The sequence below is a fragment of the Vibrio sp. 10N.286.52.C3 genome (assembly GCF_041468865.1).
Lineage (GTDB): Bacteria > Pseudomonadota > Gammaproteobacteria > Enterobacterales > Vibrionaceae > Vibrio > Vibrio crassostreae_C.
Map to the genome: position 1 here is coordinate 23,561 of NZ_JBFRJM010000004.1, position 12,378 is coordinate 35,938.

A 12,378-nucleotide genomic window follows, 5' to 3' on the forward strand; every position below is an offset into this window, starting at 1 on the left:
GCCTGCAAATACAGGCCGAATAAGAATCTAGATTTACACGACGAGATTAACGAACTGGCAGCTCGATATCTTTAAACATCTCTTCGATCTCTTCATTCGATTTCAAAGAAATAGCTTGCTCAACCACAGGGCGAGTTAAGTGCGGTGCAAAACGCTCCATGAAATCAAACATGTAAGAACGCAAGAAGGTGCCTTTTCTAAAACCAATGCTGGTTGTGCTCGCACCAAATAGATGGCTCGCATCAATCGCAACCAAATCAGTATCTTGCTCGTGGTCAATAGCCATACTTGCAATTACACCAACACCAATGCCCATACGAACGTAGGTTTTAATTACGTCTGCATCGGTCGCAGTAAACACAACACGCGGTGTTAAACCTACTTTGTTAAACGCGGTATCAAGCTCAGAACGGCCAGTGAAACCAAATACATAAGTCACGAGAGAGTAAGCCGCAAGATCTTCGATCGTGATATTACGCTTCTGTGCCAGAGGGTGATCTTTGGTCACGACGATCGAACGGTTCCAGTGGTAACAAGGCAGCATAATCGCATCTTGGTAAAGGTGTAGCGCTTCCGTTGCAATCGCAAAATTCGCTGTACCTTTAGCGACGGCTTCTGACATTTGGCTTGGCGTACCTTGGTGCATGTGAAGCGATACTTTTGGATAGCGCGCCGTGAAACCTTTAATCACATCAGGCAGTGCATAACGAGCTTGAGTATGAGTCGTTGAAATATTCAATGTACCCATCTCTGGATGTGTGTGTTCACCCGCTACCGCTTTAATGCTTTCAACGCGCGCCAAAATCTCTTGAGAGATACGAATGATATCCTCACCCGCTTGGGTAACCTGCGTTAGATGCTTGCCGCTACGCTCAAAAATCTGAATGCCTAGTTCGTCTTCAAGTAATCTAACTTGCTTACTAATGCCAGGCTGAGATGTGTACAAACTCTCTGCTGTAGCTGAAACATTTAGGTTATGGTTTACAACCTCAACAATGTACTTCAGTTGCTGTAACTTCATATCTAACCTCGTAATCCTTTACTCATTTCTGTGCTAACTTATTTGCAAAGAGAGCGTTATAGTCGCGTGTAATATAATTAATAGTTATAACGCTTCGAACACAAAAATGACAGGAAAATTGAGTTTTTCTAGCTTAACAAACAAAAACATCACTAACGCTTTGCAACCCAACCCTCATTCTCATACATTAGTTGGTAAGTTTTGATTGCCGATTTCGCTCAACAAGAGATAATCAGAAATTGCAATTTACGAGTGCCGATACACAATGGAATCGTGTATCCTCTCCAGTTAGCTATAGAAAATAATAAGCAGACTCAAATATATGAATATTGGTTTAATAATCGTCTTAGTAGCCGTTCTTTTGGTGTTAGTTTTAGGCTACAACATCATGCTTCAATATAAAGTTAAGGTAGAAACAGCGAAGAAACAGGAAGCTTCTCGTTATCTAACCATTATTGACGGTACAGAAGAACTGATTGGCAACGCTCATCACATGCCGTTTAGCCAAGATCTTCTTGTATGCTTAAACAATCGAATTCTTGATGCATTAGAAAACATGTATCAACTCGATCCAAAAAATAAGCAGCTTGCCCAACGCATTGAAAGCGTAAAACAACAAATCACTCAGCTAAAAGAGAACTACAAAGGTGGCGAGAGTACCGCTTTCCGCGTACCAAGTAGTGACAAGCAAGCGATCATGATGCTTAAGTTAGTTAAACGCCTGCGTGATACGGTGCGCAACGAGCACAATAAAGGCCGTTTCGAGACTCAAGCTTATGTGGTTGAAAATGCTCGCCTAGAAACAATTCAAATCCGTATTAACATTGAAAATGTTATCAAACGTGCAAACGATTCGATTTCTCGCGGACAACCGGGAACAGCGATTCAGCTATTACGCAAAGGTATTGATGCTTTGGCGACTAAGAACGACTCGTACTCTAATCAAGCCAAAGAAAAGCTTCAACAGATGCTTAACGAGCTTGACCAGAAACGCCAAGACAAAAACGCTCAAGATTTGCAGCAGATGGAATCTAAAGAACGAGAAGACGATATGGATGCCCTCTTCGGTCAGAAGAAGAAATGGTAACAGTCTAACTCAACACTTAAAGGCCGCCTTATTTACATTAAATAGGCGGCCTTTTTTGTAGCTGTTGAATTTCCTTTCTCTGTATAGGGAGATCTCTTGAGCTGTGATAAAATCCCCGCATTATCAACAAACTTTCCCTGACCATGTATCAAGAATTACTCGCTCCAATCCACTCTTTTCTTAAAGCCGAAACGCCAGATTCATGGATAGATGAAGCCAAAAAGCCAGAAAATCTTCACATCATTCTACGCGATCACATGCTGTGTGAACTTAAGGCGGCACAGAGTGCTTTATTCCTTATTCGCAAGTACGCCGTCGATAAAGAAAGCGCGAAGCAACTGAATGAATGGATTTTGCCATACGAGCAATTTGCTTACCGTCGTATCGGAGACTTAGAGTCTCTGCGTGGTAAAAGCAACGTATCCAAGCAAATCACAGCGAAAGAAGGCTGTAATTACGGTGCTGACCTAATCGATAAGATGGTTTTACTGATCAAAGAAGAGCTGCATCACTTCTACCAAGTCATGGAGTTGATGGAGAAGAAAGGCGTGACTTACCAGCCAATCGAGGCGGGTCGTTACGCTAAGGGCTTGATCAAACAAGTTAAGACTTACGAGCCTGATGCTCTGGTTGATAAGCTTATCATCGGTGCGTTTATTGAAGCTCGCTCTTGTGAGCGCTTCGCTAAATTGGCTCCTTTCTTGGAAGAAGACATGGAGAAGTTTTACGTGTCTCTACTTCGTTCAGAAGCTCGCCACTACCAAGATTACCTTGAGCTAGCAGAGCAGATCGCAGGGAAAGATATTTCAGAGCGTATTTCGCATTTTGCTCAAGTAGAAGCTGATCTTATCACTTCAGAAGACAGCGACTTCAAATTCCATAGTGGTGCTCCGGTTTAGGCTCCACACAGAACATTCAGTCCAGTTTAGACTAATCCAGACTAAAAAATTAAGGCCAGCAATTTGCTGGCCTTCTTTATTTATATCTCAATCCAAATATAGACTTAAGCAAGCGTACCGTTGATCTCTGCAAGTACAGCAGCAGGGTCTATCGCTTGCGTAATCGGACGACCAATAACAAGGTAGTCTGAACCTGATTCAATCGCTTTAGAAGGCGTCATGATGCGCTTCTGGTCACCAACATCTGCGCCGACAGGACGAATACCTGGAGTAACTAGCTTGAACTCTTGACCAAGTGCACCTTTAAGCAAAGAAGCCTCTTGTGCAGAACATACAACACCGTCTAAGCCAGAGTTTTTCGTTAGAGAAGCCAAGCGCATCACGTGTTGTTGTGGTTCAAGATCCAGACCGATACCCGCTAAGTCAGATTGCTCCATACTGGTGAGTACCGTTACACCGATTAACAGTGGACGATCTTTGCCATAAGGTTCTAAGATTTCGCGAGAAGCCGTCATCATACGCTCACCGCCACTTGCGTGTACGTTCACCATCCAAACACCCAGTTCAGCGGCAGCACGGACTGCTTTTGAACATGTGTTCGGGATGTCGTGGAATTTAAGGTCTAAAAATACTGAGAAACCACGCTTATGTAATTCACGAACAAATTCAGGGCCAAACAGGGTAAACATCTCTTTGCCCACTTTTAGGCGGCAAGATGCTGGGTCAATTCGATCGACAAAGGCTAACGCATCCGCTTGATTATCATAATCCAAGGCTACAATGATTTTTTGGTCGTTCATTTCATCTCCTAACGCAGTTAACTTTCTAAAAATTTCTAATCACCTAAGCAGGTGATAAATAACAGTCATAAAAATGCAGCCCGAAAGCTGCAATTAATAATTTGGTCTTAAAGTGACCACAAATCTATTCACCATCAAGCCCACGAATAGGCTTGATCGTCCCCCACCCTTTACATGAAGGGCAGTGCCAATACAAAGAGTGTGTCGAGAAACCACACTGACGACAACGGTAATGAGGCTTAACCTTAAGCTGTTCACCAACCATAGATTGAAGTGTGGTTAAGCTGTCTTTTGCTCGGCCTTCTTCTGCTTCCGCTAGGTGGTAATCGATTAATCGATAAAAACCTTTCATGGTTGGATTTTTAACAAGCTGCTTTGTCAGTAACTCTTGAGCAGAGCCTACATCTTCATGGTGAGCAACCAATTGCGCCAGCATCAGTTCGGCAGATACACCGGCTTTCTTCTGAATACACGCTTTGAGGAACTCGACCAATTGAGCTTCTTGTCCAAGCTTGTGGTAACACTCAGCAAGGGTTGGCAACACCTCACTGATAAAATCGATATCTTGTTCAAGTACCGATTCAAGACAATCAATTGTCTTTTGGTAATCTTCGTTCGCTAAGTGGAACTTCCCTAGTGCGATACTTGCGCGAACACATTTAGGGTCTTCAGAAAGCGCCTTCTTAAAATGCTGAAGCGCTTTAGAACGATTACCATCGGCTTGTTCTTGCATTGCAAGCTCACACCAGAAATGCGCGACTGTGGCACGCATCTTCATTTTTTTCTTGCCGAGCTTAACTAAGATATTTCCGTAATGGATAGCCTTGTTCCACTCACGGGTCTGCTGATAAATAGCCACCAACTGCTGTAAAGCGCCCTCTTTATGGTCAGGTTCTTCTACAAGTTGTTCAAAGATTTTTTCAGCGCGATCAAGGAAGCCAGAGACCATGTAGTCTTTAGCTAATTGTTGCAGTGCGAGATTTTTCTGATCGAGGGTAAGCCCCGAACGAGAGATGAGATTTTGGTGAATACGAATAGCGCGGTCGACTTCGCCTCTTGAGCGGAACAAGTTGCCCAAAGCCAAGTGAGTATCGATGGTTTCATTGTCTACTTGAAGCAGTTCAATAAAGTGATCAACCGCTTTGTCAGATTGATCTGACAGTAATAGGTTCAAACCCGTCACGTATTGACGGGAGATCTGGTGTGATTGCTTTTGTTTTTCTTGCTGAGCGTTACGATTACCCATATACCAGCCATAAGCGGCTGCGATGGGCAAAAGTAAGAACAGTAACTCTAACATCAAATATAGCCTTTAAGCTTGAGTATCAGCAGGGACCTGCTTTGATTGCTTATTGAGTTGCTTCTTCAAGCGATGAATTTTTAGCTGAGACCGCATGTGCATATTACCAAAGACTAACCAAGCAAGGGCGAAGCCTGAAACGAATACAACACCTAATAAACTTGATAGGTGGAAGTCACCTTGCGCTAGCAGATAGTTGAAATTCACAGTTGTTTGGTTTTGAGAGCCTAAAGCCAGTGCAATTAGGAAAAGTGCGATAACGGCGACTATTTTTATAATTTTCATAGTTCATCACTCATTGGTTGGTTAGCTGTACGATTATGCAGGAAAATTACTAATCAGACCACCATATTATGGTCATAAAAAAGCGGCATACATTATAGTATGCCGCTTTTCTTAATTCCGATAAGTAGGCTACATTCCTGAGTTTACTCGTTCACGCAGCTCTTTACCTGGTTTGAAGTGAGGAACGTATTTACCTTCTAACTCAACCTTGTCACCAGTCTTTGGGTTACGTCCAACACGAGGCTCACGATAATGCAGAGAAAAGCTGCCAAAACCGCGAATTTCGATTCGATCACCACTTTCTAGTGTTGAAGCCATATGCTCTAAAATGTCTTTTACAGCGTCTTCAATTTCTTTTGCAGAAAGATGCGTTTGCTCAGCGCACAGTCTCTCAATCAATTCAGACTTAGTCATAGTTACCCTCGTTGGTTTTCTTTTTAGAAATTATAGACCTATCGGAAAAATAAGCAAAAAAAAAGGAGCCTTACGGCTCCTTTCTTGGCTAGATAGCTATAATTCTCTTAATGAGAAGCTATTATTCGCCTTTAGCAGCTTTGAATGCGTCTGCCATTGCGTTACCGAACGCGCCTTCTTCAGACTTGTTCAGTGAAGCCATTGCTTCTTGCTCATCAGCTTCATCTTTAGCTTTGATAGATAGGTTGATTACGCGGTTCTTACGGTCTACACCAGTGAACTTCGCTTCAACGCTGTCGCCAACGCTTAGGATTAGAGATGCATCTTCGATACGGTCGCGAGAAACTTCAGAAGCGCGGATGTAACCTTCAACGCCTTCGATTAGCTCGATAGTAGCGCCTTTCGCGTCAACTGCAGTAACAGTACCGTTTACAAGAACACCTTTCTTGTTGTCAGCAACGTATGCGTTGAACGGGTCGTTTTCCATTTGCTTAACGCCAAGAGAAATACGCTCACGCTCTGCATCTACTGCTAGAACAACAGCAGAGATTTCGTCGCCTTTCTTGTATTCACGTACAGCTTCTTCGCCGGCAGCGTTCCAAGAAATGTCAGATAGGTGTACAAGACCGTCGATACCGCCTTCTAGACCGATGAAGATACCAAAGTCAGTGATAGACTTGATCTTACCAGTAACTTTGTCGCCCTTAGCTTGCATTTCTGCAAATGACTGCCATGGGTTAGCTTTACACTGTTTCAGACCTAGAGAGATACGACGACGTTCTTCGTCGATATCAAGAACCATAACCTCAACTTCGTCGCCAACATTAACAACTTTAGAAGGGTGGATGTTCTTGTTAGTCCAATCCATTTCAGAAACGTGTACTAGACCTTCAACGCCTTCTTCGATTTCAACGAAGCAGCCGTAGTCAGTTAGGTTTGTAACACGACCAGAAAGCTTGTGACCTTCTGGGTAACGCTTAGCGATTGCTACCCATGGATCTTCGCCTAGTTGCTTAAGACCTAGTGAAACACGAGTGCGCTCACGATCGAACTTAAGAACTTTAACTAGGATTTCGTCACCAACGTTAACGATCTCTGATGGGTGCTTAACGCGCTTCCAAGCCATATCTGTGATATGTAGAAGACCGTCAACACCGCCAAGGTCAACGAATGCACCGTAGTCAGTAAGGTTCTTAACGATACCTTTAACTTCAGTACCTTCTTGTAGAGTTTCAAGAAGTTCGTCACGCTCAACACTGTTTTCAGATTCGATAACAGCACGACGAGAAACAACAACGTTGTTACGCTTCTGGTCTAGCTTGATTACTTTGAACTCTAGCTCTTTGTTTTCTAGGTGAGCAGTGTCACGGATAGGACGTACGTCTACTAGAGAACCAGGAAGGAAAGCACGGATACCGTTAAGTTCAACAGTGAAACCGCCTTTAACTTTACCGTTGATGATACCAACAACAGTTTCAGCTTCTTCGCAAGCTTTCTCAAGTACGATCCAAGCTTCGTGACGCTTAGCTTTCTCACGAGAAAGTTGAGTTTCACCGAAACCATCTTCAACAGCGTCTAGAGCTACGTCTACTTCAGCACCAACTTCAACTTCAAGTTCGCCAGCAGCGTTCTTGAATTGTTCAGCAGGGATAGCAGATTCAGACTTAAGACCAGCGTCTACAAGAACGAAACCGTTCTCGATAGCTACTACAGTACCTTTAACGATGCTGCCTTGTTGGAATTCAGTTTCAGATAGAAACTCTTCAAAGAGTTGAGCAAAAGATTCAGTCATTATTTAATCTTCAATAATTAAACGTCCATGGGTATCCTACCGCATGGGGTTGATAAATTCGCCGGTCATCATCCTTGCGACCAACGTTCGTACTAGCTCGGCGAAATTACCCAGCCAGTTTCGATTCAATATAGTGTAGTGCTTTTTCTACTACCTGCTCAATATTCATTGAGGTGGAATCAAGCACTAGAGCATCCTCTGCAGGGCGAAGTGGCGCCACTGGGCGATTACGATCTCGGTCGTCTCGCTCTTGGATCTCGCTCAAAAGGTCGTCAAATTTAACATCTAACCCCTTCTGTTGCAACTGTTTAAGGCGGCGACTCGCACGCTCTTCAGCACTTGCATCTAAAAATATTTTCGCTTCAGCTTCAGGAAACACAACCGTTCCCATGTCACGACCATCTGCAACCAAACCAGGCGCAGCGCTGAATGCACGTTGACGACGAAGCAGTGCTTCGCGAACGCGAGGTAAAGCAGCAACTTTTGAAGCCGCCATGCCTGTCTCTTCTTTACGAAGTTCACCAGACACATCTTCACCTTCTAGGATAACCTTAACTAAGTCGCCTTCAGCAATAAACTGCACGTCTAAGTGTGTAGCAAGCGGTACTAAAGCATCCTCTGATTCAGTATCCACACCATGGTGAATTGCCGCTAAAGCCAATACGCGATAGATCGCGCCTGAGTCTAGAAGATGAAAGCCTAGCTTATCTGCTAGCAACATACACAGGGTACCTTTACCTGCACCACTTGGTCCATCAACCGTAATCACTGGGCTTTGAGAAGGCATCTTTTACTCCACGTTTTGTCGTAAGTTTTATTCTGTACTAGCGATTCGCCACTACTTTATAGGCGGCATATTATAGAGAAAAATTGGAACTCGAGCGAGGTAAATCTCAGATAATTCCGTGTTGATGATGCATAAACCAATGCAACTATCCCAATATCCGTTTGCTTAGGTCAATAAGACACACACGCGCTTTTCGATAGCGCACTTTTCGGTAGATAGAAAAAAGCCTCGCAATAAGCAAGGCTCATGATTTTTCATTTTGTAGAGCAAAGAAGAACTCGCTCAAAGAAGCTTAGCCAATAATAGCTCGAACCGCTTCTAGGTCTTCAGGCGTATCAACACCAGCAGCCGGTGCTTCCGCCGCAACGTCTACGTGGATTTTTTCACCGTACCAAAGTACTCGTAATTGCTCTAGGCACTCAATACGTTCAAGAGTGCTTGGTTCCCAATTAATGTAGGTATTGATAAAACCCGCTCGGTAAGCATAGATACCAATATGACGAAGCAAAGGAGATTCCGCAGCTGTACCGTTGTTCGCGTAAGCATCGCGATCCCAAGGAATCGTCGCACGACTAAAATACAGTGCGTAACCGTCTTTATCCGTCACGACTTTTACAGCGTTAGGGTTAAACACTTCATCAGCATGAGTAATTTCCACACCTAACGTTGCCATCGGGGCTGTACTGTTAGCAAGATTGTTGGCAACCTGATTAATGATTGAAGGTGGGATAAGTGGCTCATCACCTTGAACATTCACGATAATATGATCATCAGGAATATTCATAACTTCAATCACTTCAGCTAGGCGTTCAGTGCCCGATTCGTGATTCGGTGATGTCATACAAACGGTCGCGCCAAATGCTTTAGCCGCTTTTTCAACTCGAGCGTCGTCGGTAGCGATAATAACGTTATCGGCACCCGCTTTCATTGACTGTTCGTATACCCATTGAATCATCGGCTTTCCACCAATGTCAGCAAGTGGCTTCCCTGGTAAACGGCTCGATTGGTATCTTGCAGGTATAACAACCGTATAAGACATTACTTACCCTCATCCATAGAAACGGTGCGAGCTTCAGGTTCTAAAAGAACAGGAATACCCTCTTTAATTGGGTAAGCAAGGCGATCAATTTTACAAACAAGCTCTTGCTTATCCTTGTCAAAAGTTAGTTTACCTTTACATACAGGGCAAGCAACGATCTCAAGTAGACGGTGATCCATAGTATTCCATAACCTCTTTTATTCTTTTTAAAATTTGCTGTTGCGAATCTTCATCAAACTGCGCAGAAACTGGAAGATACCACCAGTTATCTTGCGCATATTCTTCGCATTTTACAGCGTCTTTTTCTGTCATAATCAGATTCATACCTTTATTAGCTAAGGCATGAAGTTCATCTTTATCAAAATCTTGATGGTCGGCGAAGCCCTGTGTGAAAACCACATCACCATCAAGATCTTCCAATGTTTTAAAAAAGCGCGGTGGGTGGCCTATACCGGCAAAAGCCACCAGCTTGTGTAATTTTGCCACAGACCTTTTCTGACCAGTCTTTAGGTTAACTGCTTGGCTTGGAAGCAAAGACATCGAGAACTCTCGACCGTGCGCTTTACCGCCATTGTTTACCAAAAAGTCGACTTCATCTAAACGAGAAACCGGCTCTCGTAATGGACCTAAAGGAATCAAACTCTCACTACCAAAGCGTCTTGCGCCGTCGATAACTGCAAATTCAATGTCGCGTTCAAGCGCGTAATGCTGAAGGCCATCGTCAGTGATAATCACATCAACGCCTTTGCTCAGCAATGCTTTCACTGCGTTAGCTCGCACAGGGTCGACTGCGACTGGCGCACCAGTTCGCTTACGAATCAAGCGAGGTTCATCACCCGAATGCTCAGCTGGGGTATTTTCATCCAACACCAACGGATAGCTTGGTGCTTTTGCACCGTAGCCACGAGATACGACTCCGGGTTTAAAGCCGTGAGCCTGAAGCATCTCAACTAACCAAATCACAACCGGTGTTTTACCATTTCCACCAGCAGTAATATTGCCCACAACAATAACAGGTAAAGGCGGGCGGTAGGTCTCTTTATTCCCTGAGAGATAAGCGTCACGACGCCGACTACTGATCATTTTGAACAGCAGACTAAGTGGCCACAAAAGCGGCCAGAGAAGATATTTCAACGGGTGATTGTTAAACCAAATCTTTTCGATCACAACAAGACCTAATTTATCCGCTGAACTGAATTCGGTGTAATTGTGCATAAGCACCATCATGCGCGATTAGCTCAGCATGTGCGCCCCTTTCTACAATATGTCCATCATCAACCACTAGAATTTCATCAGCTTGCTCGATGGTAGAGAGTCTGTGTGCGATAACTAATACTGTTTTGTCTTTCTGCAGTTCTTCTAGTGCAGATTGAATAGCTCTCTCTGACTCTGTATCCAGTGCAGACGTTGCCTCATCAAGAATCAAAACCGGTGCATCTCTCAATAGCGCTCGTGCAATCGCAATACGCTGTCTTTGACCACCAGATAGACTCGCGCCATTCTCGCCCACAACCGTATCAATGCCATTTTCCATACCATCGATAAACTCACTTGCATGAGCAAGCTTAGCCGCGTATTCGATCTGTTCACGTGAATACTGTTCTTCTGCTGCGTAAGCGATGTTGTTAGCCACCGTATCGTTAAACAGATGTACATTTTGAGAAACGAGCGCAAAGTGCTCACGCAGATTTCTCAATTCGTAATCACGAATGTCGTGGCCATCAAGCTCAATTGAACCAGAGTCTACGTCATAAAAACGAGTGAATAGGTTGGCAATGGTACTCTTACCCGAACCCGATCGCCCAACAAGCGCAACCGTTTTACCTTTCGGTATATTGAAGCTGACCTTATCAAGTGCTGGTTTCTCTGCACCGTCATAAGTAAACGTGACATCTTTTACTGCAACTTCACCCATTACAGTTTCAGGTTTCAACGTTCCTTTGTTTTGCTCGGTATCTAGATCCATCAAGCCAAATAGAGTTGTACTCGCAGCCATACCACGTTGGAATTCAGACGTTACGTTAGTTAATGCCTTTAGCGGACGTAATAGACCAAACATTGCAGAGAAGACAACAGTAAACGTACCAGGAGTAAGCTCGGCTTTAATAGAATCGACACTAGCAAGGAATAGAACAACAACAATCGCCACTGATGCAATCATTTGAATAATCGGGTTAGCGGCCGCTTGAGCAGTGATTAGTTTCATGCTTTGTTGGCGCATTTGGTTACTAACTTTATCAAAGCGGTGTTTTTCTAGGTCTTGACCACCGTAAGTTAGAACCACTTTATGGCCTTTCAGCATTTGTTCAGCTGAAGAAGCAACGTGACCCATACTGGTTTGCATGTTCTTAGAGATCTTTCTGAATCGCTTCGATACGATACTGATCGCCCACGCAACCAAAGGCGCTACAGCAAATAGCACCAAAGACAGCTGCCAACTATTCCAGAACATCAGCGTCAACAAGCCAATAATACTTGCACCTTCACGGACAATACTGACTAACGCTTTACTGGTTGCTGCAGACACTTGCTCTGAATCGTAAGTAATTCGAGATAGCAATGCGCCTGTCTGTTCTTTATCGAAGAAAGAAACAGGCATGTGCATGAAATGGCTGAAAATCTTACGACGAATTTCCATCACCACATTGCCAGAGACCCAACTCAAGCAATAGGTTGAAACAAAGCCACTGACGCCACGAACGAACATCATGGCAAAGATAATAAGTGGAAGTGTACGTAAAAAGTCAGATTCAGCATTACCAAAGCCTTCATCAAGTAACGGCTTTAGTAAGGAAATCATATAGGTATCAGAAACGGCATTTATAATAAGCGCAATTACCGCAACACCTAGGCCGGCCTTATATAATCGAATATAAGTCCAAAGTCTTTTAAATGTGACCCAGGTAGTTTCATCTGTTTGTGTTGACATAGAATCGCTTAATTTTCTCACAATA

At 43.7% G+C, this 12,378-nt stretch carries 13 protein-coding genes; 2 read left to right on the plus strand and 11 right to left on the minus strand.

Going from position 1 to position 12,378, the window contains the following annotated elements; all coding sequences use genetic code 11:
• Positions 1–46: 46 nt before the first annotated feature.
• A complete protein-coding gene (gene cysB / locus AB4138_RS01765) occupies positions 47–1,021 on the minus strand; it encodes an HTH-type transcriptional regulator CysB (RefSeq protein ID WP_017060244.1) in 975 nt (324 codons plus the stop codon).
• A 322-nt stretch (positions 1,022–1,343) separates the two neighbouring features.
• Between cysB and AB4138_RS01770 the strand changes: the two genes are divergently transcribed.
• Positions 1,344–2,108 (plus strand): hypothetical protein, encoded by a 765-nt coding sequence (locus AB4138_RS01770; protein WP_017060243.1) that lies wholly within the window; start codon positions 1,344–1,346, stop codon positions 2,106–2,108.
• Between the two features lie 143 nt (positions 2,109–2,251).
• On the plus strand, positions 2,252–3,007 hold the full coding sequence (miaE, locus tag AB4138_RS01775) for a tRNA isopentenyl-2-thiomethyl-A-37 hydroxylase MiaE (RefSeq protein WP_017060242.1): 756 nt from the start codon (positions 2,252–2,254) through the stop codon (positions 3,005–3,007).
• Positions 3,008–3,111: 104 nt separating this feature from the next.
• Here miaE and pyrF read toward each other — a convergent pair whose 3' ends face one another.
• From pyrF to msbA, 10 genes are all read right to left on the minus strand, one after another.
• Entirely contained in the window at positions 3,112–3,807 is a 696-nt protein-coding gene (gene pyrF / locus AB4138_RS01780; protein WP_017060241.1) for an orotidine-5'-phosphate decarboxylase, read from the minus strand.
• Between the two features lie 124 nt (positions 3,808–3,931).
• Positions 3,932–5,107 carry a lipopolysaccharide assembly protein LapB gene (gene lapB / locus AB4138_RS01785; RefSeq protein ID WP_017060240.1) on the minus strand — a complete coding sequence of 392 codons (1,176 nt, stop codon included), beginning with the start codon at positions 5,105–5,107 and terminating at the stop codon, positions 3,932–3,934.
• 12 nt (positions 5,108–5,119) lie between these two features.
• Positions 5,120–5,392, minus strand: coding sequence for a LapA family protein (locus AB4138_RS01790; RefSeq protein ID WP_372304793.1), 273 nt, complete (start codon positions 5,390–5,392; stop codon positions 5,120–5,122).
• A 129-nt stretch (positions 5,393–5,521) separates the two neighbouring features.
• Positions 5,522–5,806, minus strand: a complete 285-nt coding sequence (gene ihfB, locus AB4138_RS01795) for an integration host factor subunit beta (protein ID WP_017060238.1) — start codon at positions 5,804–5,806, stop codon at positions 5,522–5,524.
• 121 nt (positions 5,807–5,927) lie between these two features.
• The gene (rpsA, locus tag AB4138_RS01800) at positions 5,928–7,598 is read right to left on the minus strand and encodes a 30S ribosomal protein S1 (RefSeq protein ID WP_010439921.1); all 1,671 of its coding nucleotides are present in this window, start codon (positions 7,596–7,598) and stop codon (positions 5,928–5,930) included.
• A 106-nt stretch (positions 7,599–7,704) separates the two neighbouring features.
• A complete protein-coding gene (gene cmk / locus AB4138_RS01805; RefSeq protein ID WP_017060237.1) occupies positions 7,705–8,385 on the minus strand; it encodes a (d)CMP kinase in 681 nt (226 codons plus the stop codon).
• 292 nt (positions 8,386–8,677) lie between these two features.
• Positions 8,678–9,424: a 3-deoxy-manno-octulosonate cytidylyltransferase gene (kdsB, locus tag AB4138_RS01810; RefSeq protein WP_017060236.1), complete on the minus strand. Its 747-nt coding sequence runs from the start codon at positions 9,422–9,424 to the stop codon at positions 8,678–8,680.
• On the minus strand, positions 9,424–9,603 hold the full coding sequence (locus AB4138_RS01815) for a Trm112 family protein (protein WP_004736429.1): 180 nt from the start codon (positions 9,601–9,603) through the stop codon (positions 9,424–9,426). The genes kdsB and AB4138_RS01815 overlap by 1 nt, the downstream gene beginning before the upstream one ends.
• Positions 9,584–10,591, minus strand: a complete 1,008-nt coding sequence (lpxK, locus tag AB4138_RS01820) for a tetraacyldisaccharide 4'-kinase (RefSeq protein WP_102321280.1) — start codon at positions 10,589–10,591, stop codon at positions 9,584–9,586. The genes AB4138_RS01815 and lpxK overlap by 20 nt, the downstream gene beginning before the upstream one ends.
• Positions 10,592–10,604: 13 nt before the next feature.
• Positions 10,605–12,353 (minus strand): lipid A ABC transporter ATP-binding protein/permease MsbA, encoded by a 1,749-nt coding sequence (gene msbA / locus AB4138_RS01825; protein WP_372304795.1) that lies wholly within the window; start codon positions 12,351–12,353, stop codon positions 10,605–10,607.
• Positions 12,354–12,378 lie beyond the last annotated feature (25 nt).